Below are 25,641 nucleotides of genomic sequence, written 5' to 3' on the forward strand. Positions count from 1 at the left end.
AAAAGATTCAGACGGCCTTTAAAAAAATTATAAATGGATAGATTTTTTGGCTATCCTATTTCGGCAATATTTCAAGATTTTTCTGCGCAGAAAAAGGAATACAGCAACTGTATCATCTCGGTTACCCTCGGGTCGGCAATGTAATATTGCCGTTCCCGATGGTTCACTTCAAACGCTACCAAACCGGCTTCACGCAGTAGCGCTAATTGGCTGGACATTGCCGCTTGCGGCAGTCCGGATGATTCAGCCAACTCGGTTACATTGTGCGGCCTTTCATGTAGTTTGCACAATACGGCGAGACGGTTGGGATTGGCCAGAAGTTTGAGAAAAGCGGTGGCTTCTTCGTAGGGCGGTTGATTGTCGGCAATGGTCATTTTTCACGCTTTTCGGCAAATGAGGAGGTCGAATTATCAGTCATAATGGCCTCAGCAGCAACTTTCAGACGGCCTTTGCTTAATGGTTCCATGGCATTTTGGCCAGCAGGCGTGCCATGCCGCAGAATCCGGTTAGTCCGGCAGTTAACAGGCCTGCGCCGACCATCACGTCTATCAGATAAAACCAAGGCGATACCAGCCAACCTGCCAGCATGCCCAACAGAATCAAACTGCCCGCAATGGTTTGCACCTGCCGCATGATATCCGGTGCGGCATGGTCGGTAACAATAGGAAGCCCTGCAGCCTTCCATGCCTGTAAGCCGCCTTCCAGAATATAGCATTCTCGACCTTGGCCAAGCACTGACAATATTGTTTCTGCCCGTGTTGTACGTTTACCGCTCAGACAATAAAAAATCAGGCATGGGGCTGTATCATCGGGCAGTTTGTCTCGCTGCTGTTCAGGCGGAAGGGATAATGCACCGACAATATGCCCGCCCCGATATTCGGCTTGGCTTCGGATGTCGACTGCCAGCGCGCCCTCACGGATTTTTGCCATTGCTTCGGAAGGCGTAATTCGCAGGAATTGTCCGACCGTACTCATGTTTTGCCTTCGTTATTTTTTGTTGATGCGGCAGGTGTTGATACCCAATAAGCTGTACAGTGCGCAGTTGCCAATCAGTGCTGTACCCAAGGGGATGATGCCCAGCCAACCCCACCAGCCAATGTGTCCGGTAGCGGCTGCAGCAATCAGCGCTACGCCAATCACAATACGGATTACGCGATCCAAAGTACCCAAGTTTCGTTTCATTTTATTGCTCCTTGTTTAAGAATAAATTATCTATAAATAAATATATATAACAAAAATCACATATAAGAAATATTATATCCCTAAAAATGACTTTGCCAAATTATTTATAACTATGCAGTTTGAAATAGGGATAGGTATTGGTTTGTTTGGTTGGTATAAATGATGGTTTAAGTATTTGATTTAAAATAAAGGAACGATTAAAGTTTCATATATAAAAAAGGCCGTCTGAAAACTGAATTTCGGCCTTTGCGTTTTAACAAGCTCGGTTATACAGTTTGTGAGTATGTAAACGAGGGGGCTTTTTTATTGGGGCTGACGTAGATTAGCAGTTATGCTAGGCTGCGAAAATGCAGATAACCAATTGTAAATTAAGCAAGAGAGTTCAAAAGAAACTACTTGAATTTTTTGTACTCCAAGTTACCGCCCGTTCCGCTGCCGATATTTTGGGCATTCAGCCCAACTCCGCTATTCTGTTCTATCGCAAAATTCGTATGGTTATCAGCCATTATCTGGCCTTGGTTGCCGATGAGGTTTTTGAGGGCCCTGTCGAGTTGGACGAAAGCTATTTCGGCGGACGGAGTAAAGGCAGACGTGGTCGCGGTGCGGCAGGAAAAGTGGTTGTCTTCGGCATTCTGAAACGCAATGGACGGGTCTATACCGTTGTGGTGGATAATGCCAAGTCTGAAACGTTACTCCCTGTCATTAAAAAGAAAATTATGCCGGATAGCATTGTTTACACGGATAGCCTGAGCAGCTACGACAAGTTGGACGTAAGCGGTTTTATTCATTACCGCATCAACCATTCCAAGGAATTTGCAGACCGCCAGAACCACATCAACGGCATTGAGAACTTTTGGAATCAGGCAAAACGCGTCTTACGCAAATACAACGGAATCGATCGCAAATCGTTCCCGCTGTTCTTGAAAGAATGCGAATTTCGATTTAACTTCGGCACACCGTCTCAACAGCTTAAAATCCTGCGGGATTGGTGTGGAATTTAGAGCTAATCTACGTCAGCCCCTTTTTATTTGGAAGGTGGTTGGGCATATCCGTTATCGGCTGGAAATGCGTCGGGTTCGCTGGTTTTTTGTGTCGGGTCGTACAGTTCAAAAATTGCTGTACCAATTACACCGGTGTTTTTGATGGAGCCTTTATCCGAGTTTGCGGCGTAAGAGTCTTCTGGATTGCTGAATACAAAAGATGCTACAGCATCGTCACTTTTACGGAAACCTTCGATTACCAGCGAATCATGTGGGTACAAAACATAGCCATCTGAGTATCTGCTGGCTGCTTGACCAGAGACGACATCCAAACCATCTACGCTGGCTACGATTTCCAAAGTTTTATTGCTATTGTTCTTATAAACCAAACGGTATGACTGACCGTCTTTCCCTTGTAAAAAGTAGTTGCTGCCGTCGCGGAAGATTGGAAACAGGTCGCCATTATCAGATTGCACGGATAATTCTACTTTACCTGCGGCTAATGAAATCGAGTTGATTTTTTTACCGCGATAATCTTTAGCAGAGTAATTCAATACACCTTCTGCCAAAGGGTTTTTAGTAACACGGCGCAAATCTACGGAATGAACGGAAGACTGTACTTCATCTCCCCAGCTGGTTCCTAGTTTTTCTGCTGTTTCTACGCTTTGGTTGGCCGTTTCTGATTCGGCTGTGGCAGGAGCTTCGGACGAGGGGGATTGTTGAGAACAAGCAGCCAAAATTGCAGCCAACAGCATTGGCAGCCACAATTTAAATTTTATTTTGAACATAATTGCTCCTGAGATAATTTAATGGGTTAACAGTTTGAATATGTTAGATAATATGAAAATTATCCGTATTCTATCCTATTAATCTAATTGGGTAGAAAGCCGGGCTGTAAAAACAAGATAAATTATTTATAGTAATTAAAACATAATGGGATATCTCAGACAGATTTGAAAATAAACCGGACTTTGTTTTTATGAGTTTGCATAGCCGATTAAACTATTTCCGTATAAAAATGCCGTCTGAAAAGTACTTTTCAGACGGCCTAAATATTTATGTTTTACAGTAAAGGACTCATCAGGCGGACGGCATTTTCCACGAGGCCGCGGAGTTTGGAGCGTTGTTGCCATGATTTGATGGCAATGTAGCTGCTGTTTTTGAGGTAGTCACGTTGGAGGTTGCAGATTTGTTTGGTGGTGTCGCGATCGTAGATGGCGAGGCTGATTTCGAGGTTGAGGAAGAAGCTGCGCATGTCCATATTGACCGTACCGAAGAGGGAGTAGTCTTCGTCTATGGTCAAGGTTTTGGCATGTAAAAGCCCACCTTCAAACATGGCGATTTTGACACCGGCTTCCAGCAACATAGGGTAGTAGGCACGTGAGGCATAGCGCACCATTAGTGAATCGACTTTGGCAGGCAGTATCAGGGTTACTTTGACGCCGCGTTTGGCGGCAACGGTTAACGCCATGAGAAGCGGCTCGTCGGGACGAAGTAGGGGGTGGTAATCGTGATTTGTTTGGTGGCGGCATAGATGGCGCTGATGATGGTTTCGTAGATGACGAAGCTGCTTTGCTCGGGGCGGAGGGAATGATTTGGGCAACAATATTGCCTTGCTGCATTTTTTCGGGAAGGATTTGGGGCAGCAGGTTTTTTGCTTGGTTGAGGTATGTTTGTACGTTTTGGAGGTTTTTATCGGTTTCGACGGCAAGGTCGGCGAAGAAGACGGCTGACAGTTCCAGTACCATAGGCCCTGTGCAACGCATCATGGCATCTATCCATTCTCCGACGCCAGAGTTTTGTTTGAAATAGCGTGGGTCGACAAGGTTGAAGCTGCCGGTGTAACCGATTTTGCTGTCGATAACGAGGATTTTGCGGTGGTTGCGCAGGTCGGTGCGCGTGAATAATGTACGCCAGATGCCGACAGGTAATGAGGTATGTACTTCAATGCCTGCTTGGCGCAGTATCTCTACCCAATCGCTTTCAAAAAAGCTCCTGCTGCCGACGGCATCGGCCAGTATGGAGCAGTCTACGCCTCTGGCTTTGGCGGCAAGAATTTCATTTAGAATTTCTTCAATGCGGCCTTTGGGTTCGATAATGTAAAAGGCCAGCAGGCAGGAATGGGTTGCGGCGCGTATGTCTGCGAGCATGCTGTCGATGATGGTATCGGTGGTTGAGAGCAGGCTCATGGCATTGCCTTTGGTTGCACCCAGCCCCGTTCCTTTTTCGGCAACTTTACTGATGCCGTGGTAACGTGATTTGACTTGGTCGGCAATGTCGAGATAGATATCGGCTAGATGGGTGGTGGCAAAGTTGCTGTAGAAGCGGTTCATTTCGCCGGTACGTTTGGCACGGGCAGTGCCGAGACGAGGTTCTCCGATAAGGATGTAGGCGATGGTTCCGAATACGGGGAAAAGGAATAGGATAATCAGCCAGGCAAAAGTTGAACCGATGTTTTTTTGTTTGTACAACACGCGCAGCATGCAGACGAGTGCGGCGCAGGTGTGGGCGAAGATGAAAATTTCGGTCCAGGTGATGTCTTTTAAAAAATTCATATTCGGTAGCGGGAGTGGATGTGTTTTTAAGTTTGAAGGTGTCAGCTGATAAGCTTCAGATATTAAGTATATAGAAAAACCGTCTGAAAGCAAATTTACTCGATAATCGTATTTTTGCTTTCAGACGGCCTTTGAGTTGCTTTAATTAACGGTGATACTGACGGGATAATTCGTGTACGGTATCGACCAAAATTTTAGCGTGTTCCGGATCGGCGTGTTGGTTGATGCCGTGGCCGAGGTTGAATACATGGCCGCTGCCGTTGCCGTAGTCGGCAAGGATGCGTGCGACTTCGGTGCGGATAGATTCCGGTGTGCCGAAGAGGGCAAACGGGTCGAAGTTGCCTTGCAAGGCAACTTGTTCGCCGACGCGACGGCGGGCTTCGCCGATGTTGCATGTCCAGTCCAGGCCCAATGCGTCTGCGCCGATTTCTGCCATGCTTTCCAGCCATAAGCCGCCGCCCTTGGCAAATACGATAACAGGCACGCGGCGGCCTTCGCTTTCGCGTTTGAGTCCGGCAACGATTTGTCGGATGTACTTCAGGCTGAATTCTTTAAATGCTGCATCGCTCAACACGCCGCCCCAAGTGTCGAAAATTTGTACGGCTTGTGCGCCGGCATCGATTTGGGCGTTGAGATAAGCGGTAACGGCTTGGGCATTGGTGTCGAGGATTTTATGCAGCAAATCAGGGCGCGAATACATCATGGTTTTGATGGTGCGGAATTCTTTGCTGCTGCCTCCTTCAACCATGTAGCAGGCGAGTGTGAACGGGCTGCCTGAGAAGCCGATCAGCGGAACTCGGCCGTCCAGTGCTTTACGGATGGAAGTTACGGCATCAAAGACGTATTGCAGTTTTTCCATGTCGGGAACTTGCAGTTTTGCAATGTCGGCTTCGTGTTGCAAGGCGCGTTCAAATTTCGGGCCTTCGCCTTCGGCAAAATACAGGCCCAAACCCATGGCATCGGGAACGGTCAGAATATCGGAAAACAGAATTGCCGCGTCCAGATCAAAACGTTCTAAAGGCTGGATGGTGACTTCGGTTGCCAGCTCGGTGTTTTTGCACAAATCGAGAAAGCTGCCTGCACGCGCGCGCGTAGCTTTGTATTCAGGCAGATAGCGTCCGGCTTGGCGCATCATCCAGATGGGAGTGTATTCGACAGGCTGTTTGAGCAGGGCGCGGAGGAAAGTGTCGTTTTTCAGAGCAGTCATGATAAATAGGCTTTCTGATTTGGTGTGTTGGACAAAGTTCAGACGGCCTTAGATATGTGTTGAGGCCGTCTGAAATGATTAAATAGTTGGTTCTGTTGTGGATTTCATATTGTCGCTTAATGCGAAATCAGCACATTAATTGGATTGAGGAAGGGCTGACGGATGTTCTTCTTCGGCCACGCTTTCCAAAACCAGATTGCGTTGTTCTTGCGCTTTTTGTGGTTGGTCTGTTTCATCAAACACGCGGGCCAAGACTAAATGTGCGGATACGCTGGGTTGCAGGGCAATGCTGGCTTCGAGGTAGCCTTGGGCTTTGCCCCAAAGTTTACGGCCGTAAGCCAGTTGGCCAAGATACATCAACAGCGGTGCATTGTCGGGTTGTTCTTGCAGCCAAGAGTCTGCCAAGTCGATGGCTTTTTGTTGCTCTCGCTCGCTTAGGAAACGTACGGATTCGACAAATGCTTCCAAAAGCTCAGGCTGACGGGTTTGCGGATAATGGGTTTTAACCCATTTGACTGCATCGGCATACAAACCCAAACGCTCGTATTTTTCGGCAATCGCGACACATAATTCGCCTGATTTCAAGCTTTCTGGAATGTGTTTCAAACAAGCTTTCAGACTGCGTGCATCGGTTACTTCGCTTAAGAGGCGGCGATATGCCCAATTTTGATACTGTTCGGCTTCGTAATCGTTGATGGCGCCGGCTTTGACCAGTTTTTCCGCTTTTGCCAAGACATCTGAAGCATCGCCGTGATCAAAGGCATAACGTAATTGCAGGCGGACCAGACGGCTTAAGTTGCTATTGATTTTTGCTGCTGCTTCAAGGTTTTGTGCGGCAGTCGGATAATCACGGCGGCTCAGTGCAGATTCGGCCAGCAAAAGATGACGGGAAAGCTGTTGTTTTTGTGGCAGGTGTTCGATTTCGTGCAGGTAGCGATCGCGCAATTCGAAGTTTTCCATTTGGTCGGCCGCGTGTGCACCCAACATCAAAGCCAGGGTGCGGTTGTCGCCTGCTTCTTTATTTTGCAAGACTTTGGCGGCTTCTTGTTCGGCTTTTTCAAAACGGCCTTCAAAATATGCCAGACCTGCGCTGTTCAAAGAGGCAGAAGCCTGACGGCCTTTGCGGGCAATGCCGAAGCGTTGCATACGCGCGGGAATGTTCAAGAGGCCGAACACGAATTTAATCAGGAAATACAAGACGAATACGCTCAACAGCAGGCCTAAAACAAAGGCATGCAGATTGATACGCAGCATGGTTTGCTCAACCACGACATACACGTTGCCGGTATAAATGCCGGAAGCCAAGGCTAAACCGACGGCAGCGGCAAACAGAATGACAATCCAAACGACGGTTTTCATGCTTGCTCTCCTTTAATTTTGGCAGCAGGCTTGGTTTGGTTTTGTGGTTTGGCAGCTTCAGCGGCCGGTTCTTTTTTGTTTTCAGACGGCAATGCAGGTGCTTCCAGAGATTGAGGGGCAGAAGCGGCAGCCGGTGCGGAAGTTGTGGCTTGTTCGGTAGTCGCAGCCGGAGCGGAAGCGGTTTGCTCGGCAGCTTGGGTTTGTGCAGCTTCCTCGGTTGTCATTTGTGTACGCGAACCTTCTTGATAAGCGCGAACGGCGCTCAAGCTGGCTTTCAGGCTGTCGTCTGAAATCATACGGACATCAAGGGCTTTGAGTTCGGCCAACTCTTTCAACCATGACTTGGTAGCAGGGGATTTGCTATCGAAGTATTGTTTTACAGTTGCTTCAACGTTGTTTAAATCGCTTTGATACACTTCACCGTTGTGTTGCAACAGGGCAATGCGCGCATCCAAAAGGCGCAGGCGCAGGTTTTCACGGATGAAGTAGGTTTGATCGGGTGAAATCAACATGGCGTCGTTGCTGTCCAGATGACGGACTTCAACCAAGCCTTTGAGGGCATTGAGGGATTTTTCCCATGTGTTTTCCCACCAAGTTCCTGAATTGGCGGCTTCGACAGGCGCGGCACCTGGTTTCAATACGCCGTCCAAAACCAAAGGCAGGCCTGAAATACCGGTTTCCAAACGGTCGATACGCAAGGCAGTGGCGGAAATATCGACATAAGGACGGTTTTTCAGCGCGGCCAAATCATTGCTGATGGCTTGCTTGATGGGGATAAGCTCAGGCTGTTCAAAACGGCTTAAGCGGCTGTCAATGTGTTCCAATACGCTGACCGCGCCTTGAAGGTTGCCTGACAGCATCAATTGTTGCGAAGCAGTGTTCAACATGGATTCGGCTTCGTCGACCAGCCAGTTGATACGGCCTTTGAGTAACTCTTGATAAGCTTTCTGCATTTGCAGGATTTGCTCGCTATTGCTTTTTTGACCGTTATTCAGGCGGTCTAACTCGGCCTGAATAGCGGTTTGGCGGTTGAGGTTGTCTTTTAAAAGGCTGGCGTTTTCAGATTCGCCCAACGCAGCTTTGTCGATTTTTTGGTTGAATTCGAGCTCTTGGTTTTTTAAAACATTTTGACCCTGTACAAACAGGAATCCGCTTGCGCCCAAGCCAAGCAGTGCCAAGACGGTCGCACCTGCGGCCAAGGCTTTGCCGCCAGATTGTTTGATGATAACAGGGGCGTTGTTTTGTGGGAGATTGTTGGACTCGGGCATGCTCGCCTCCACTCGCTGAGGTTGGGTAGGTTTGGTTTGTTCAGACGGCCTGGTGTTTTCAGAATGTTCAGGCGCTGGAGCTGCCGTATTGGCAACTTGTTGGGTATCTTTATTGTCTTCGACTGGGTTCACTGCTTGGCTCCTTTGTGGTGTGGATGAAAGTGCAGCGGATAAAGAAGTGACGGTTTCTACATGTTTGGCACCGACGATGCGAAGCGCATCGGCAATGCGCGGATGATGGGTAAAGTATAGCAAGGATTCGAAGAATCGGGAAAATTGCGGCGGAATCTGATGGAAAAATTCGCGCGCGAGTTCGCCGGATGTGACGTAGGCGGCGGCGATGTCTTCGGTTTTAAAGTTCCGCCAATCGATGGCGTGTGGCCGTCTGAAATAGATTTCGGCGATGTCGATTTGGAAACCCAGTTCGGTCAGTTTGTCTGCCAGAAAATCACGGCCGCCATGGCCTCGAATGATTAAAACTCGGGCGTTGGGTGGCAGGTTTTTCCAAATAGGCATTCTCAAGACGGCTTCGCTGTCGTTTCCATCTTCGGGTGAGAATACGGGATAAGGGGAGAATTGCGCCAAAGTATGTTGGCTGGTTTGGCCGACGGTAATGTGTGCTCTGGGGCCGTCTGAAAAGTTCAGATGAGGCGCTGCGGTTTCAATAGCGGTCGGGCTGACCCAAAACACCACATCGGCTTGCTTGAATTGCTCGGGAAGTTTTTTTAGCGTCGAACGATCCGCCTCTATTTCAATCGGACTCAATACCTGAGCCTGCCAACCGGCTGCATGGCAGGTTTGGATATCTTGTTGCGGACGGTTGGACGGTCGGATGATGAGTAGGGTAGGCATAATGTGGGATAAATTATTAAGGTTTTAGGCCGTCTGAAAGGAAAATTTCAGACGGCCTGTTACTAGCACAGCTTATTGATCGACGAATGCACGCTCAATCAGATAGTCGCCACGAACGCCGGTTTTTGGAGAAACGGTCAGGCCGAATTCGTCCAAGACGCTGCAGGTATCTTTCAACATGGCTGGGCTACCGCACAGCATAGCGCGGTCGTCTTGCGGATTGATTTTAGGCAGACCGATGTCTTCAAAGAGTTTGCCGCTGCGCATCAAATCGGTCAGACGGCCTTGATGTACATATTCTTCGCGTGAAACAATTGGGTAGTAAATCAGTTTTTCTTTAACCAAGTCGCCCAAGTATTCGTGTTCAGGCAATTCTTTGGTAAAGCGGTCGTAGTATGCCAAGTCTTTTTTGTAGCGTACGCCGTGAACCAAGATGATTTTTTCGAATTGCTCGTAAACATCAGGGTCTTTGGTAATGCTCAAGAAAGGTGCGATACCGGTACCGGTGCTCAAGAGGTAGAGGTGTTTGCCTGGATTCAAGTCGCCGGCAACCAATGTGCCGGTCGGTTTTTTACTGATGAGGACATCGTCGCCGACTTTAAGGTGTTGCAGGCGGCTGGTCAATGGGCCGTCTTGTACTTTAATACTGAAAAATTCCAGATGCTCTTCCCAGTTGGCAGAAGCCACGCTGTATGCACGCATCAGCGGTTTGCCATCTACCATCAGGCCGACCATGACGAATTGGCCGTTTTCAAAGCGCAAAGACTCGTCACGGGTACAGGTGAAAGTGAAGTAAGCGTCGGTCCAGTGGTGTACGGACAAGACTTTCTGGGTGTTGAATGCTGCCATTGATATTTCCTGTCGGATAAGGCCGTCTGAAAAGGATAGGTCGGGGCGGCCAAGGTTAATAAAAAGAATGGAATATGGTGTTCAGCTACTTGCTTGCCGGTTTGGCTGATTTTTCGCTGAGGCTGTGCAGGTCGGAATAGCGTCCGCCTGCGCTAATCAATTCATGATGAGTGCCTTGTTCGACTACATTGCCTTCATGCATCACAACGATGTTATCGGCTTTTTCGATGGTCGAAAGTCGGTGGGCAATCACCAATGTGGTACGGTTTTGCATCAGGTTTTCCAATGCGGTTTGTACCAAACGTTCGGATTCATTATCCAATGCACTGGTGGCTTCGTCCAAAATCAAAATCGGCGCATTTTTCAAAAGCGCACGCGCAATGGCGAGGCGTTGACGTTGGCCGCCGGACAGTTTTAAACCGTTTTCGCCAACTTCAGTGTACAAGCCTTGCGGCATTTTTTGGATAAATTCCCAAGCATTCGCGGCTTTTGCAGCATTGATAATTTCTTCTTCACTGAATTTGTCAGCTTGAGCATAGGCAATGTTTTCAGCAATCGTACCATTAAACAGGACAACGTTTTGGCTGACGAATGCCATGCGGCTGCGCAGGCTTTCTAGTGTATATTCATTGATGTTGACGCCGCTAATCAAGACCTTGCCTGCATCCGGATTAAGGAAGCGCGGCAACATATTGGCCAGGGTGGTTTTACCGCAGCCTGATGCGCCGACTAATGCAGTCACTTTGCCTTGTGGTACAAGCAGGTTGATGTGGTTCAAGCTGTTGCGTTCGGCTTCAGGATAGCGGTGTACAACATCGCAAAATTCGATATCGCCAGGGTTTGGGCTGAGGATCTGTTTGCCTTCGTTGCTTTCTTCGGGTTGATCCAAAAAGGTGAAGACACTTTCTGCCGCCGCCAAACCACGTTGTAGGGATTGCATCACGCCGGTCATGCGTTTGATTGGGTCAAACATCATGATCATGCTGGACAAAAACGACATAAAATCTCCTGCGCTAAAGCCGGAAAGCCCTGCTTGACGAGCCGCTGCGTAAATAATCGCGGCCAAAGCAACCGAAGCCATCAATTGCGTAATGCCAGTACCGGCAGAGCTGGCGGAAACCTGTTTGATCAGGTTGCGGCGCACATCGTCGGCAATACGGTTGAAGCGGCGGTTTTCATAATCCTGACCGCCGTAGATTTTTACAACGCGTTCACCATTAATGCTTTCGCCCAAAACCTGCATCAGCTGGCCAAGATAAATTTGGTTGTTGGCAGACAATTTGCGCAAGCGTTTGCTGACCGTTTGGATACATACGGCGACGACCGGCAAAATAATAAAAGTAATCAGGGTCAAACGCCAGTTTAGATAAGTCAACAAGCCTAACAGACCGACCACGCTCACGCCGTCTTTGGCGATCACGGTAATGACGTTAAATCCTGCATCGGTAATTTGGTTGACGTCGTTTAAAATGCGCGACATCAGACGGCCGCCGGTATTGCTGCTGAAGTACGAAGTCGGCAGGTGCATCATTTTGTTGAACATTTCACCGCGTAAACGCTGCACCAAGTGGCTGGACAGATAAGTCGTGCAATATTCGTTAATGAAGTTGAACAGGCCGCGAACGAAAAATAGCGCCACAATTGCCAGCGGCAACCATGACATGCTTTTCATGTTTTTATCGACAAAACCTTCATTAATCAAAGGCTTGAGCAAGTAACCGAAAGCCGGCATCGTACCGGCGACAATCAGCATGGCCACTACGGAGATGATAAACATCTTCCAATAGCTTTTTAAATATCCAAGCAAACGCTTGTACAGCTCCCAGTTGGATGTGGCTTGTGTTGTCTGCATATCAATCCAGATTTAGAGCAAACATGCAATTCTAAACGAAAATATCTGTCATTACAATGTTTGCAATTGAAAGTCGAAAGGAGTTGGTATTGTTTTAACGCCTTGATTTTATAATGGGAACGACTGTGATGAGGTAGAATTGGCAATAACGCTGCTCACTTCTCAAACACCAGTTGCGGCCGTCTGAAAAAGTTTCAGACGGCCTCTTCAGTCGTCAAAGACAGTCGATTAAGCCAAAGCTTCCTTAATGAAGTCTTTTACTGTCGTTGCATTATTAGGGACAACACGGACACGTTGCGGCAGGTTTTCCAAGCCTTCCAATGCGGCCGGACGGGGGATGGCAACTTCGCCGACCGCTTCGTGGATGGTGGCTTCAAATTTGGCAGCCAACGCGGTTTCAAGGCAGACAATGGTTTCGCCGGCTTCGCGTACTTCACGCGCTACTTTGATGCCATCAGCAGTATGCGGATCAATCAATTCACGGTCTTGTTCGTAAACCTGTTTGATGGTGGCAAGGCGGTTGGCATGAGTCGATTTGCCGGAAACAAAGCCATATTGTTGATGTACTTTGTTTAACATAAATTCCAAATTGAAACCTTTGCCGGAGCCTACTTCAGCCCATAAGGTTTTGATTTCGTCTGCATCGCGGTCCATCAGATCGAACACAAAACGCTCGAAGTTGGAGGCTTTGGAAATATCCATAGACGGGCTGGAAGTGACATGGGTATGTTCGCTGCTGCGTGGGCGGTATGCACCGGTTTTGAAAAATTCGTCCAATACGTCGTTTTCATTGGTGGCAACAATCAAGCGGTGGATAGGCAGACCCATTTGGCGGGCGATATGACCGGCGCAGACATTGCCGAAGTTGCCGCTTGGCACGCAGAAGCTGACTTTTTCGTCATTGCTTGAAGTGGCATTGAAATAACCGGCAAAGTAATACACGACTTGGGCAACGATGCGTCCCCAGTTGATGGAGTTGACTGTGCCGATATGGTATTTGGCTTTGAATTCGGCATCGTTTTGTACGGCTTTGACGATGTCTTGGCAGTCGTCAAACATACCTTCAACAGCGATGTTGTGGATGTTGGCATCTTGCAGGCTGAACATTTGCGCACGTTGGAATGCGCTCATTTTACCTTCCGGTGATAGCATGAAGACATTGACGCCTTTTTTACCGCGCAGGGCATATTCGGCTGCAGAACCAGTGTCGCCGCTGGTGGCGCCCAAGATATTGAGCTCTTTGCCTTCTTTATTCAATACATATTCAAACGCATTGCCCAAGAATTGCATGGCCATGTCTTTGAATGCCAAAGTCGGGCCATTGGACAGGGCTTGGATTTTAATGCCGTCTGAAAGTGTGCGCACCGGAGTAATGGCTTTGGTGCCGAATACTTTTTCGGTGTAGGTGCGGTTGATGATGTCGCGTAAATCATCAGCAGGGATGTCGGTGGCAAACAGGCTCATGACTTCAAACGCCAGCTCAGGATAGCTGAGTGTGCGCCATTGGTCTAAGGTAGCACGGTCGATTTGAGGGTATTGCTCAGGCAGCATCAAACCGCCGTCAGGAGCCAAACCCATCAATAAAACTTCGCTGAATTGCTTGCGTGCGGTTGCACCGCGGGTGCTGATGTATTTCATGGTTTCTTCTCTATGTATTTAAAATTCAAATAGAAAGTAAAAACGAATTCAGACGGCCTCGATATTAAAAAAGGCCGTCTGAATGATTATTTGTAGAGTCGTTTGAAGCAGGCGGTAACCGTTTTCGCGGTAACGGAAGCAATGGCCTGCTCGCGGGTTGCCGGGCTCAATACTTGCATCATTTCGGTTGCAGTCAATTGATTTGGCGCTTCTTCGCTGGCGCAGCCGCAGATTTTATTTTCCCATTCGGCTTGTTTTTCCGCGCTCATAGCTAAAGCAATGACGCGCCATTCGTTACGTTTGTTCAATTCGGTACGGCATTGGCTGTCTACCGCCATTTTTACTACGCTGCTGCCGATACCCGTACCACTGCCCAAACCGCCGAAAGAGTCGCCGCCGGTAGCGCATGCACCCAATAAGAAAGCTGATGTAACAGCTGCCAAAAGAGTTTTTGAAGTCATGATGTTTCCTGTAAGCAAGGCCGTCTGAAACGCCCGAAGAGTTCTCAAAATAGCATGTATTATACCGTAATGCGGCCCGATATGTGAGTTTGCGAAACTGCCGTATAATGCTAGCGAGTTTTCTTTTCAATCAGCCAGCACGAAAGCCGCTATGTCCGATCTTTTCGCCCGCCAACCCGAAGCCCCTTTAGCCGAACGCCTGCGCCCGCATTCCCTAGACGATGTCATCGGGCAGCTGCACTTAATCGGTGAAGGTAAACCTTTGCGCGTGGCTGTAGAGGGAGGAAAGCCGCATTCTATGTTGCTGTGGGGGCCGCCGGGCGTGGGCAAGACGACGTTGGCGCGGATTTTGGCGCAGAGTTTTAATGCCCAGTTTCTGCCTGTTTCCGCCGTATTTTCCGGCGTGAAGGACATACGCGAGGCAATCGACAAGGCAGAAATTGCTTTGCAGCAGGGACGCGCGACGATTTTGTTTGTTGACGAGGTACACCGCTTCAACAAAGCGCAGCAGGACGCATTCTTGCCTTATGTCGAAAGCGGTTTGCTGACCTTTATCGGCGCGACGACGGAAAACCCGTCATTTGAAGTCAATCCGGCATTGCTCAGCAGGGCGCAGGTGTATGTTTTGCAATCTTTGTCTTCAGACGACCTGAAAAAGCTGATTGCCAAAGTATTGGCGTTGCCTGAATACCAAGAGTTTACGATTGAAGCGGATGCGCAGGAGCTACTTGTCAATACCGCTGACGGCGATGCGCGCAGATTGCTGAATCTGTTGGAACAACTTTTACGCGCCGCCGACACACGTCGTCTGAAAACCTTAACCGCCGAATTTCTTGCCGATAGTTTGGGTGCGCAAATCCGCCGTTTTGATAAGGGTGGCGAGAGTTTCTACAACCAAATCTCCGCGTTGCACAAATCCGTGCGCGGTTCGCATCCCAATGCGGCATTGTATTGGTTCTGCCGTATGCTCGACGGTGGCACCGATCCGCGCTATCTCTCCCGCCGCATTGTCCGCATGGCATGGGAAGACATCGGACTTGCTGATCCGCGTGCCTTAACGATTGCCAATGACGCCGCCGCTACCTATGAGCGCTTAGGCTCGCCCGAAGGTGAACTTGCGCTGGCACAAGCCGTGCTGTACCTTGCCGCCGCTGCCAAATCCAATGCAGGCTATAAGGCATACAACCAAATGCGCCGTTTCGTCAAAGAAAATGCCAGCGACGAAGTGCCCGTCCACCTACGCAATGCGCCGACTAAGTTGATGAAAGAGTTGGGCTACGGACGTGAATACCGCTATGCACACGACGAGCTGAATGCCTACGCCGCTGGCGAAAGCTATATGCCCGACGGCTTGGACGAACCCGATTTCTACCAACCCGTTCCGCGCGGGCTGGAAATCAAAATTGGCGAAAAGCTGAAATGGTTGAAATCCTTGGATGAAGAAGCGTTGGATGATTAAAACAATAAATGTACATAATACAAATCTAAGATCAAATTGAATTTTTCAGACGGCCTTTGCTGTTTGAATATTGTTAACCGATACCATACACACACATTTTTATGAATATTTTTGAAGCCTTACTATTATTGTGCCTGCTGATTGTCATTAGCGCGTTTGTGTCCTGTTCCGAACTCGCGCTTGCTTCGGCACGCAAAATCAAATTGCAGGTCATGGCGAAAGACGGCGGCGATACGCGCGCGCTTGATGTAATCAATATGCAGCAGCAGCCGGGCAGTTTTATTACCGTTGTCCAAATTGGTTTGAACGCCGTCGCCATTCTTGCCGGTATCGTCGGCGAGGCGGCAATACGTCCGTATTTTGGCAAACTTTTGGAGAACGCAGGCAGTTGGGGCAGCACAGTTGCCTCTTTGCTGACTTTCTCGCTGGTTACAGGCAGCTTTATTTTAATTGCCGACCTGATGCCTAAGCGCATGGCAATGACCCATCCCGAAGCGGTGGCGGTACGTATTGTCCGTCCGATGATGTTTTTGATTTTTATCTTAAAACCCCTTGTCTGGGTTTTTGACGGATTGGCAAATGCAATATTCAAACTCTTCAAAATCTCAACCGTCCGTCAGGAGCAGCTGACCTCGGAAGATATTTATGCCGTTGTTGATGCCGGTGCGCAGGCTGGTGTATTGAAAGAACAAGAACACTATCTGATTGAAAACATTTTCGATATGCAGGAGCGTACGGTTACTTCCACCATGAGCACGCGCGAATATATCGCCTATTTCGATAAACACGACGACAGCGATACCGTGTTGGAAATGATGTCCGACAAACCGCATAATAAATTCCTCGTATGCGACGGCGACTTGGAACGCGTTATCGGCTATATCGAATCACATACGCTGCTGACCTTGTTTTTAAAAGAAAAAGACGTCCGCCTGACCGACAAGCGCGTGTTGCGTAAAGCCTTGTTCATCCCAGACACACTGTCGCTTTATGATGTATTGGAGAGCTTCAAGACTTCTGGCGAAGACTTTGCCGTAGTGGTAAACGAATACGCACTCGTGGTCGGCGTAGTAACGCTGAAAGACGTGATGAGCATTGTGATGGGCGAGCTGGTTAATACCGAAGAAGAGCCGCAAATCATCCGCCGTACCGAAGACACATGGTTGGTAGATGGCGCCACGCCGCTTACCGATGTTATGCGCGCACTGGATATTGAAGAGTTTCCTAATTCGGAAAACTACGAAACCATCGCCGGCTTTATGATGTATTCCCTGCGCAAAATCCCGAAGCGTACGGATTTTCTGGTGTATGCCGGTTATAAATTTGAAATCATCGATACCGAAAATTTGAAAATCGACCAACTTTTGGTTTCCAAACAAGGAAATATGGTGGGGAAAATGTAACAAGTAGCTGGGAACACTTGAAAAGAAAATTAAAAAATAAATAAAAAGGAAAAAATATTATGACGACAACCGAACCTCAAAATACGCCCGCAGCCTGCACGCGCCCATCAGCCTCGGTACCACCTCTGACGACCGCTTTATGCCGCGCGGCTTTCTTTCATATTTTGCCTCGTTGCCGAAATTGGTTTTAACCGAAAAATTAGATGGGCAAAACAACTGCTTTGCCGCGCACGGCCTCTATGCCCGTAGTCATGCTGCGCCTACACAGCATCCGTGGGATAAACCTTTGCTGCAACGATGGCAGCAAATCAAAGATGATTTAGGCGACCTTGAACTTTTTGGCGAGAATATGTATGGCATTCATTCGATTGCCTATTCGCAACTGGAAAGCTATTTTTACCTGTTTGCAGTCCGCCGTAGCGGACATTGGCTTTCATGGGAAGAGGTTAAATTTTATGCGCAGCTGTTTGATTTTCCGACTGTGCCAGAAATCCCCGTTGTCCAGCCGCTTGCAGATTTCACTCAAAAATACGCCAATGAAGATATTGCTTTAGCGCAATGGCTTGCCGCCAATTTGGGAGAGCCGTGGACGGACAGCGTACAAACTGCCGGTAAGCTTGGCGGCTACGATCCGAATACAGGAGCAGCGTGCAGTGAAGGTTTCGTTATCCGTAACGCCACTGATTTTGCCACCAACAACGGCAACCTGCCTGTTCAATCCAATGAATTCGACAATCTTTTCAAATTGGTACGAGCCAAACACGTTAAAACCGACGTCCATTGGACGAAAACTTGGAAGCCTGCCCGTCTTATCGATTACGACAAATACCATTGGCAAAGCTGGCAGTTTCAGACGGCCTGAAGTCCAATTATCCAATAATAAGAAAGACAATTATGTGGACATTCCCATATTACATACCCGGCCAACTTCCTGATTGGCAAGCCTTAGAACGTCGTTTCAGTTGGTTTGCCGATATGAAGGACGTTCCGCAAGACCCTGAGTGGCATGCCGAAGGCGATGTATTTACGCATACCAAAATGGTGTGCGAAGCCCTTTTACAACTGCCCGAGTTTCAAGCGCTTGATGAACAGGAGCAGCATATTCTGTTTGCTGCCGCCATGCTGCATGATGTGGAAAAACGCAGTACGACCAAGCGTGAAATTGAAAATGGCAAAGAGCGGATTGTCTCGCCGCATCACGCAAAAAAAGGCGAACATACCGTCCGTACTTTGCTGTATACCGAACTTGCCGCTCCGTTTGCCGTAAGAGAAGCAATCGCCAAACTCGTGCGCTTGCACGGATTGCCCTTATGGGCGATTAACAAGCCTAATCCTGAGCGAGCCGTCATAGCGGCCAGTTTGCAGGTCAACACTGCGCATCTTGCCATGCTTGCTAAAGCCGATGTTTTAGGCCGTATATGTTGCGACCAACAGGATATTTTGCTGCGCATTGATTTGTTTCGTGAACTCTGTGAAGAAAATGCTTGTTGGGGTAAGGCACGTACTTTCACCAGCGACTACGGACGCTATCTCTATCTTAACGGCCGTAGCGAAATGCCGGATTATCAGCCATTTGATGATCGGACCTTTGATGTGTACGCCATGTGCGCCATAGCAGGTAGCGGCAAAGACAGTTACATCAGGCAACATCTTGCCCATCTGCCCATGCTGTCGTTGGATGAGATTCGCCGTGAGCGCAAACTTGATCCCGCAGATTCCAAACATACCGCCGAAGCAGTGCGTTTGGGTAAAGAGCAGGCAAAAGAATACCTGCGTGCCCGTACGTCGTTTGTCTTTAATGCGACCAATCTTAACCGCGACCTGCGCAGCAAATGGCTGCCGATGTTTGCCGATTACGGCGCCCGCGTGCATCTCATTTATTTGGAAGTGCCTTACACGCAATTGCTATCGCAAAACCGTAACCGCGAATATTCTGTGCCGAATGATGTGTTGCACCGTATGATAGAAAAGTTAGAAATTCCTGATTACAGTGAAGCGCATACAGTGGATTTCGTGGTTTCTTCTTAATAGGTAAGAACCTTGTAATCAGGCCGTCTGAAACAATCCAATGTTTCAGACGGCCTTTTTATGAAATTAAAAATTGCTAGAGCTAAGACAGAGGTCTTTATTCGCAATTTAAGCCTTTTGTTTTTTCGGCGAATGTATCCATGGCAATTTGGCACATGCGTTCACGTTGGCCTACGTCGGCGGCGGGCAGGATTTGGCGCAGGTATTTTGTGTTGTCGCGTTGGAACGATGCTTTATCGCCTGCTTTTTGGTAACACGCATCCGCACGGGTAAAGTATTGCTGGCAGATTTTCGGCAATTCTTCAAAGGACAAGGGTTTGCTTTTGTGCATGCCGTGTGCGGAGACGGAGAGGGAGGAAAGGGCGCACAGTGCGATGATTAAGGTTTGGGAAATGGTTTTCATGGTAAGCCTATTTATTGAAGTGGTGTTTAAATCAATTGTTCGCCCCAGTGCAGCTTTTGGCGCAGGGTTTTGAAGTATTGGTAATCGGTGGGATGGAGGACGCGCAAGGGGTTGTGATAGCGGCGGATGATGATGCGGTCGAAGTTTTGCACGTCGATATGGGATTGTCCGTCAAAATGTGCGCGTGCGTCGCCGCTTTTGGTAATGAGGATTTCGATCACGCTGGTGTCGGAGATGGCAATCGGACGGTTGGTCATGGATTGCGGACAGATAGGCACAAGCGTGAAGGCGTGCAGACCAGCTTGCATGATGGGGCCGCCGGCGGCAAGTGCGTAAGCGGTCGAACCTGTCGGTGTGGAAATAATCAGGCCGTCCGAACGTTGGGTATAGACAAATTCTTGATTGATAAATACTTCAAATTCAATCATTTGGCCTGCGCCGCCACGAGACAGTACGGTATCGTTGAGGGCGAGGGCGCGTTCGATGGTTTCGCCGTCACGAATGATGCTGGCTTCGATGAGGATGCGCTCTTCGGGCAGATATTTGCCTTCCAGTACGGGGCGGATGCCCTCAACCATGGTGTCGCGTGAGATTTGGGTAAGAAAGCCCAAGTGGCCTTGATTGATGCCGATAATGGGGACGGCGCGGGGGGCGACTTCGCGGGCGGCGGAGAGGAAGGTACCGTCGCCACCGAGCACAATGACGAGGTCGCAGTATTTGCCCAATTGGGCTTTGTTGACGGTTTCGCAGTAGGCGGAATCTTGGATATAGACGCAGTGTTCTTCTACGCTCAATTCATCCAGATAGATGGTGAAGCCGTTTTCGCGTAGAAAAGAAACCAATGTGTGGACGGTATCTTGAATCTCGGGCGTATTGGGACGCGTAACGATACCGATGTTTTTAAATGGGCTTTTCATGTAATAGGCCGTCTGAAATTAAGTATTTAATCTATCCAGATATCGCGCTCGAGGCGGTCGAGGCGTTCGTTTAGGCGGGCAACGTCGTCACGCAGTTTGTCCACTTCTTCCAGCCATGCGGCAAGCGTGGCTTGGTCGATAACAGGGGATTCGGGTTCGCGTGAAAAGTCACTGATTTGCTCGGCAATGCTTTTGCCGATTTTTTTCATGGTGCGGCCGATGTCGCCGGCGCGCGAGCTGATGCTTTCTGCGGCCACATGACCGAATATCCGCGCCAAATCTTCGCTCGGATAATAGCGCAGTCCGCCCAAAATAGGAAGGACGGACATGCCCAATACCAAGTCGCCTTCAAGGCTGATGTCGCCCACGCCGGGCTGGCCGCCTTGGAGGATTTTTTGGATGGCGCTGTTGTGGAATGTGATGTTGGTGTCGGCGGTGTCGTTTGCGGTTTCTAGAAAACCTTGTTCGCTGATGCGTCCGGTCAGTCTGAAACCGGTCAGGCTGATGCAGATGATGCTGCCTGCAAATTCAGACAGCTCGCGCTGTTGCTCCGGATTTTGCTGTATCAGGTGGTTGATGATGGGAAATAGGGCGGACATGGTTTACTCTAAATGCCGTCTGAAACGGATTAATGGGTTGAGTCGCAATTTTACAGGCTTAGCCCGTCTGCGCAAACGGTATTTACAATTTTGCCGTTGCTTTCATCATCAACGATGAAATCAGGAGCCGGCAGGCCGAGTTTGGCTGCTTCGGCAGTATAAAATTCGGTCCGGCTTGGGTGGCGAGGTTCGACAATATTGCGGATACGTTTGCCGTCTGCTTGGCAGGCCGTCTGCAAAAGGACTTGGACGGCCAAGTCTTTATGAAGAATATTGACGGGTTGGTTGCCGCCTTGAATGCGTGTTTTTTGAACCAGCTTGGTAACAGGATGACGGTCGGCAGAATAAAGTCCGCCCAGTCGCAATATGTCGATATGGGGGACGGCGCTTTCCAGCAAGGCTTGCTCAACCGCGAGGATTTGACGGGCGGATTCGGTTTGCGGATCGGGCGGCGTGGTTTCATCGCATATGCGTGCTTGGTTGCCATATACGCTGGTGCTGCCGGTAAAGATGATGTGTTGTACCTTGCATCGCTCGGCAAGCTGAATCCATTTTTTCAGAGTCTCGGCGTAATGGTTTAATGACGAAGGCGGAAGCAGGCAAAACCATGTCGGCTTGTTGATGTGGTTTTGCCACAAGGCCGAACTGTGAAAAAGATCGTTTTGATTCAAATCGATGATGTCGAGCTCAATCGGCAGATTGATGTCGTCGGAGGTCAGGTTGCGTTTGACGGCGGCTACCTGACTGCCTTGCTCATAAAATTTTTGTGCCAGCGGCAGGCCGAGATAGCCTAGGCCGAGAATGGAAATATCGGGAAGGTGCATAAATAAAGCATCCGAAAATTAACAGGCCGTCTGAAAATAGCTTTAACTTAGTTAAAGCCACGTTTTCAGACGGCCTTTGTATGGAAAAATTAATGGTTGCTGCCGATTTTTTGGTCGAATTCGGCACGGTGTTCCGGCAGGAGGTAAGGGCGCAACAGGCTGAGTGTGCGGCTGATGCCCCGTACTTTGGAATCTTCGGTCAGCTTGGTGCGTCCGCGCAGGGAGCTGTCGAAGTCGAACCAGTATTTCGTTACCATCCACATATTGACGGCGAGGTCGTTCATGGCGGTTTGGTCGGCTTGGATGATGTTCAGACCGTTGAGCTGGGTGAGCAGGTTGACCAAGAGCGGGGAGACTTTGGCTTGGGTGAAGGTATTGTGCTCGCCCAATAATTCGGCACTGCGGGCAAGCAGGGTATTCACATCGCTGAAAAGGAAGCGGTATTCCCACATGACATCATAAATACCGGCCATGTAGTTGATGGAGTCTTCCACATTAGACGGCAATACGGCTTCGTTAAGGTAGGCAAGCAGGGCTTCGCTGTAACGTTTGAACAGTTGGACGATGATTTCGTCTTTGTTGCGGAAGTGGTAATAGAGATTGCCCGGACTGATGCCCAAATGTGCCGCAATATGGTTGGTACTGATGTTGCGCTCACCTTCCTCGTTGAAAAGCGTCAGGCTGGCGTCGATGATGCGGGTGTAAGTATTGGTTTTTGCAATGCGGGTCACGGGCATACTCCTTAGATTTATAGGCTGAACGAAGCGGGCAGCCAATTGGGTTCGGCGTGTAATTCTACCTGAAATTGAGTAAATACTGTATTACAAACATATTGAGCCAGCTGGTGGACATCTTGAGCGGACGCATTGTTTTTATTCACCAAAACCAAAGCCTGTCTGTCATGCACTGCCGCACCGCCGATCTGATGGCCTTTCAGACGGCATTGGTCAATCAGCCAGCCGGCCGCGAGTTTGACAGAACCGTCAGGCTGCGGATAGCGTGGCATATTGGGGTATTGCTGCAACAAATCGGCAGCTTTTTCAGCGCTGACAACAGGGTTTTTAAAGAAACTTCCGACATTACCAAGCACGTTAGGATTAGGCAGTTTACTGTTGCGGATTGCACACACTGCATCGGAAACATCTTTGGCTGTTGCTTCTTGGCCTTGGCTCAGTTCGGCAACCGCTGCCGCCAAATCGCCATAGCCCAAGTTCGGCACAAAATGCTCTTTTAACGCAAATACAACCGAAACAATCACATAACGGTCTTTGCCTTCCTGTTTGAACAGGCTTTCACGATAGGCAAAGTCACAGTCGGCATTGGAAAGCTCGACAAAGGTTTCCGTATCCAAATCAAAGCAGCGTACGCTATGGATAACATCTTTCGCTTCAACGCCGTATGCGCCAATATTTTGTACCGGAGACGCGCCGACTGTACCCGGAATCAGGCTCAGGTTTTCCAGCCCGCTTAAACCCAGTCCAACCGTATGCAAAACAAAATCATGCCAAATTTCCCCGGCTTGCGCTTCGATATAAACCAGGCCGTCTGAACGCTCAATTTCACGAATTCCCTTGTTTTCCATATGCACAACCAGACCGGCGTAGTCCTCCATCAAAAGGATATTGCTGCCGCCGCCGAGCCATAAAACAGTATCTCGGTTGAACTCGGGTAGCCGGATGATGTCGCGCAACTCGTCGGCATGTTTGAGTGCGACAAATGCTTGGGCTTGGGCGCGAAGGCCGAAAGTGTTGTAAGGGGTAAGGTCGGTTTGGTATTGGATGGGTTGCATGGGTTTAACTTTAAAATAGGAATTCGTTGATTAAATAGCGTAATCATTGGAGAAAGACTGCTTGTATTTTTCAGACGGCCTTATGCGATTTGACCATCTCTTTACTGCAAAGCTCCAAGCACCATACCAATGCGATAGCAGCAATCGTCAGTGAAACGGTCAGCGCGGTCCAGAAGCCGTAAATGCCCATATCGACATGATAGGCAAGCAGGTAGCCGGGCAACAGGCCACAGCCCCAGAAAGCGGCGGCATGGATGAACATCGGCATTTTGGTCACTTTATAGCCGCGCAGCGCATATGAAGCGATACATTGGGTGGCGTCTGCCAGTTGGAATAGGGAGGCGAAAAATAAAACGGTCGCGGCAATGCCTAATACTGCCGCATCGTCGGTGTACATACTGGCTAATTGAAAGCGAAAGATGACCAAGAGCAGCGCGGTGCAGGTGGCAAGTACCCAGCCCAACACCAGCGAAACGCCTGAAATATAACGCGCCCGCAAAAACTCGCGTCTCCCGAGAGAAAAGCCTACGCGTACCGTGCTTGCAGAGCCAACGCTTTGCGGAACCATATACAAAATGCCCGACAGGCTGATGACGACTTGTTGCGCAGCAACATAATCCTCGCCGAATGGCGCCACTAAAAAGACGATAAACGAAAACGCGCTGGCTTCTAGAAAATAAGACAAGCCGATGGGTGCGCCGATTTTCCAAATCTGTTTGAAAGCCGCCAAATCAGGTTTGCCGATTTTTGCCGTCAAGCCAAACGGACGGAAGAATTTTTCTTTGGCAATATAAAGCCACAAAGCCAATGCGCTGAACCAAAATACCGCTGCCGTTGCCACGCCGCAACCTGCGCCGCCCAAAGCAGGCATACCGAATTTGCCGTAAACAAACACATAGTTCAGTGGCACATTCAACACAAACGCCGCAAAGCTGACCAACATAATCACGCGTGGGCGGTTCAAGCTGGATGCATAAGCATGCAGGGCGCGGTGTATCATGGCGGCCGGCATTGCCAAGCTGGTAAAGAACATATATTGCGCCATCGTATCTTCGACATAATCGCTCAATGTCAGCCAATGACGGAAAGGCATAATCATCGCCCACATCAACAGCATGCCGAATACGCCCAAACACAAGCCAAACCAAATGCCCTGCATTCCTGTTTTGCCGACTTCTTCGGTTTTACCTGCGCCGTACAGCTGGGCAATCATCGGGTTTAACGCCGCCATCACGCCCATAAAGGTAATGTAAATCGTAGAAAACGCGCTGCTGCCCAAAGCCACCGCGGCCAAATCTTCCTTACCTGCGCCGCCGGCCATCACCGTATCGACGAAACCAATACCCACTTGCGCCACTTGCGCCAACAGCATAGGCAGGGCGAGGGCAGTAAGCAGGCAGGTTTCTTTTAAGAAAACAGGAAAGGCAAAGCGGTTGAGGTTCAGTAGCATAATTGTATGTGGATTGAGGATAAAGGCCGTCTGAAACGAAAACTTAAAATTATAAAGGGTAAAGCTGATAAACAGGCAATATGTTGTTTAATCGCGAAATTTTTCAGACGGCCTTAAAAGTCGGATGTCTTTTTACTGCTTCCAACCAGCTGTCCGGCGTTTGAAACTGCATCAGGCCGTCTGAAAGCGAAACCGCGGCTTGGGTAGTCGAAGCGCGGGTCAGTTTTTCGTTGGTTTCGGCATCGTAAATGGTGTAATCGATACGCAGGCAGCTTTCGATTTCAACGATGTCCATATCAATGCGGATTTTTTGGCCGAAACGGGCAGGGCGGATGTATTTGAGGTTCATCTGCACAATCGGCCAGCTGTACCCTTGCCGTCCCATTTCGTTGTAGTCATAACTGATGGAAGACAGAAAAGCACAACGTGCGGTTTCAAGGTATTTGACATAGTTGCCGTGCCACACGATGTGCATGGCATCTACGTCAAAAAAAGGAACTTCGGTTTCAAAGCTGTGTTGGCAGTAGATGTGTTTTTTCATGGTTTAAAAGAGTAAGTGTGATGGT

24 protein-coding genes and 2 pseudogenes are annotated in these 25,641 nt (G+C 49.0%); 5 read left to right on the forward strand and 21 right to left on the reverse strand.

The window, feature by feature from the left end; genetic code table 11:
• Positions 1-71: 71 nt before the first annotated feature.
• From KCG55_RS08515 to KCG55_RS08525, 3 genes are all read right to left on the reverse strand, one after another.
• Entirely contained in the window at positions 72-374 is a 303-nt protein-coding gene (locus tag KCG55_RS08515; protein WP_254322753.1) for an ArsR/SmtB family transcription factor, read from the reverse strand.
• 79 nt (positions 375-453) lie between these two features.
• Positions 454-975, reverse strand: a complete 522-nt coding sequence (locus KCG55_RS08520) for a rhodanese-like domain-containing protein (protein ID WP_254322754.1) — start codon at positions 973-975, stop codon at positions 454-456.
• Positions 976-987: 12 nt separating this feature from the next.
• Positions 988-1,182 (reverse strand): YgaP family membrane protein, encoded by a 195-nt coding sequence (locus tag KCG55_RS08525; protein ID WP_036491196.1) that lies wholly within the window; start codon positions 1,180-1,182, stop codon positions 988-990.
• A 347-nt stretch (positions 1,183-1,529) separates the two neighbouring features.
• Here KCG55_RS08525 and KCG55_RS08530 point away from each other — a divergent pair, with 347 nt between their 5' ends.
• Positions 1,530-2,183 carry an IS1595 family transposase gene (locus KCG55_RS08530; RefSeq protein WP_254322755.1) on the forward strand — a complete coding sequence of 218 codons (654 nt, stop codon included), beginning with the start codon at positions 1,530-1,532 and terminating at the stop codon, positions 2,181-2,183.
• A 23-nt stretch (positions 2,184-2,206) separates the two neighbouring features.
• On the opposite strand, the gene KCG55_RS08535 is transcribed toward KCG55_RS08530, so the two are convergent.
• The 10 genes and pseudogenes from KCG55_RS08535 to KCG55_RS08580 all read right to left on the reverse strand — a co-directional run bounded on the left by KCG55_RS08535 (position 2,207) and on the right by KCG55_RS08580 (position 14,203).
• Positions 2,207-2,950, reverse strand: coding sequence for a hypothetical protein (locus tag KCG55_RS08535; protein WP_254322756.1), 744 nt, complete (start codon positions 2,948-2,950; stop codon positions 2,207-2,209).
• 275 nt (positions 2,951-3,225) lie between these two features.
• Positions 3,226-4,717, reverse strand: a pseudogene (cls, locus tag KCG55_RS08540) (cardiolipin synthase).
• A 145-nt stretch (positions 4,718-4,862) separates the two neighbouring features.
• Positions 4,863-5,924 carry a uroporphyrinogen decarboxylase gene (hemE, locus tag KCG55_RS08545; RefSeq protein WP_254322757.1) on the reverse strand — a complete coding sequence of 354 codons (1,062 nt, stop codon included), beginning with the start codon at positions 5,922-5,924 and terminating at the stop codon, positions 4,863-4,865.
• Positions 5,925-6,059: 135 nt separating this feature from the next.
• Positions 6,060-7,283: a heme biosynthesis protein HemY gene (locus KCG55_RS08550; protein WP_254322758.1), complete on the reverse strand. Its 1,224-nt coding sequence runs from the start codon at positions 7,281-7,283 to the stop codon at positions 6,060-6,062.
• Entirely contained in the window at positions 7,280-8,551 is a 1,272-nt protein-coding gene (locus tag KCG55_RS08555) for a uroporphyrinogen-III C-methyltransferase (RefSeq protein ID WP_254323656.1), read from the reverse strand. The genes KCG55_RS08550 and KCG55_RS08555 overlap by 4 nt, the downstream gene beginning before the upstream one ends.
• 213 nt (positions 8,552-8,764) lie before the next feature.
• Positions 8,765-9,403 (reverse strand): annotated as a pseudogene (locus KCG55_RS08560) (uroporphyrinogen-III synthase); the annotation flags it as partial.
• 72 nt (positions 9,404-9,475) lie between these two features.
• Positions 9,476-10,252, reverse strand: a complete 777-nt coding sequence (locus KCG55_RS08565; RefSeq protein WP_003679792.1) for a ferredoxin--NADP reductase — start codon at positions 10,250-10,252, stop codon at positions 9,476-9,478.
• An 85-nt stretch (positions 10,253-10,337) separates the two neighbouring features.
• Positions 10,338-12,104 (reverse strand): lipid A export permease/ATP-binding protein MsbA, encoded by a 1,767-nt coding sequence (gene msbA, locus KCG55_RS08570; protein WP_254322759.1) that lies wholly within the window; start codon positions 12,102-12,104, stop codon positions 10,338-10,340.
• Between the two features lie 228 nt (positions 12,105-12,332).
• A complete protein-coding gene (gene thrC, locus KCG55_RS08575) occupies positions 12,333-13,742 on the reverse strand; it encodes a threonine synthase (protein WP_254322760.1) in 1,410 nt (469 codons plus the stop codon).
• An 86-nt stretch (positions 13,743-13,828) separates the two neighbouring features.
• Positions 13,829-14,203, reverse strand: coding sequence for a hypothetical protein (locus KCG55_RS08580; protein WP_254322761.1), 375 nt, complete (start codon positions 14,201-14,203; stop codon positions 13,829-13,831).
• A gap of 151 nt (positions 14,204-14,354) precedes the next feature.
• Here KCG55_RS08580 and KCG55_RS08585 point away from each other — a divergent pair, with 151 nt between their 5' ends.
• The 4 genes from KCG55_RS08585 (at position 14,355) to KCG55_RS08600 (ending at position 19,093) form a co-directional block, all read left to right on the forward strand.
• Positions 14,355-15,662, forward strand: a complete 1,308-nt coding sequence (locus tag KCG55_RS08585) for a replication-associated recombination protein A (RefSeq protein ID WP_254322762.1) — start codon at positions 14,355-14,357, stop codon at positions 15,660-15,662.
• Positions 15,663-15,763: 101 nt separating this feature from the next.
• Positions 15,764-17,065, forward strand: a complete 1,302-nt coding sequence (locus KCG55_RS08590; RefSeq protein WP_254322763.1) for a hemolysin family protein — start codon at positions 15,764-15,766, stop codon at positions 17,063-17,065.
• 139 nt (positions 17,066-17,204) lie between these two features.
• Positions 17,205-17,927, forward strand: a complete 723-nt coding sequence (locus tag KCG55_RS08595; RefSeq protein WP_254322764.1) for an RNA ligase family protein — start codon at positions 17,205-17,207, stop codon at positions 17,925-17,927.
• A 32-nt stretch (positions 17,928-17,959) separates the two neighbouring features.
• Complete coding sequence (locus KCG55_RS08600; RefSeq protein WP_254322765.1) at positions 17,960-19,093, forward strand: AAA family ATPase; 1,134 nt, start codon at positions 17,960-17,962, stop codon at positions 19,091-19,093.
• 97 nt (positions 19,094-19,190) lie between these two features.
• Here KCG55_RS08600 and KCG55_RS08605 read toward each other — a convergent pair whose 3' ends face one another.
• From KCG55_RS08605 to KCG55_RS08640, 8 genes are all read right to left on the reverse strand, one after another.
• Entirely contained in the window at positions 19,191-19,496 is a 306-nt protein-coding gene (locus KCG55_RS08605; protein ID WP_003746349.1) for a hypothetical protein, read from the reverse strand.
• Positions 19,497-19,522: 26 nt separating this feature from the next.
• Positions 19,523-20,413 carry an NAD(+) kinase gene (locus KCG55_RS08610; protein WP_036491160.1) on the reverse strand — a complete coding sequence of 297 codons (891 nt, stop codon included), beginning with the start codon at positions 20,411-20,413 and terminating at the stop codon, positions 19,523-19,525.
• 26 nt (positions 20,414-20,439) lie between these two features.
• The gene (locus KCG55_RS08615; protein WP_036491154.1) at positions 20,440-21,012 is read right to left on the reverse strand and encodes a ubiquinone biosynthesis accessory factor UbiJ; all 573 of its coding nucleotides are present in this window, start codon (positions 21,010-21,012) and stop codon (positions 20,440-20,442) included.
• 50 nt (positions 21,013-21,062) lie between these two features.
• A complete protein-coding gene (locus KCG55_RS08620) occupies positions 21,063-21,836 on the reverse strand; it encodes an NAD-dependent epimerase/dehydratase family protein (protein ID WP_254322766.1) in 774 nt (257 codons plus the stop codon).
• An 89-nt stretch (positions 21,837-21,925) separates the two neighbouring features.
• Positions 21,926-22,573, reverse strand: coding sequence for a TetR/AcrR family transcriptional regulator (locus tag KCG55_RS08625; protein ID WP_254322767.1), 648 nt, complete (start codon positions 22,571-22,573; stop codon positions 21,926-21,928).
• 11 nt (positions 22,574-22,584) lie between these two features.
• Positions 22,585-23,625: a UDP-N-acetylmuramate dehydrogenase gene (gene murB / locus KCG55_RS08630; protein WP_254322768.1), complete on the reverse strand. Its 1,041-nt coding sequence runs from the start codon at positions 23,623-23,625 to the stop codon at positions 22,585-22,587.
• A gap of 70 nt (positions 23,626-23,695) precedes the next feature.
• Positions 23,696-25,075, reverse strand: coding sequence for an MATE family efflux transporter (locus KCG55_RS08635; RefSeq protein ID WP_254322769.1), 1,380 nt, complete (start codon positions 25,073-25,075; stop codon positions 23,696-23,698).
• Between the two features lie 103 nt (positions 25,076-25,178).
• On the reverse strand, positions 25,179-25,616 hold the full coding sequence (locus KCG55_RS08640) for an acyl-CoA thioesterase (RefSeq protein ID WP_254322770.1): 438 nt from the start codon (positions 25,614-25,616) through the stop codon (positions 25,179-25,181).
• Positions 25,617-25,641 lie beyond the last annotated feature (25 nt).

Origin of the sequence: Neisseria subflava (assembly GCF_024205745.1) — a bacterium.
Taxonomy (GTDB): Bacteria; Pseudomonadota; Gammaproteobacteria; order Burkholderiales; family Neisseriaceae; genus Neisseria; species Neisseria flavescens_B.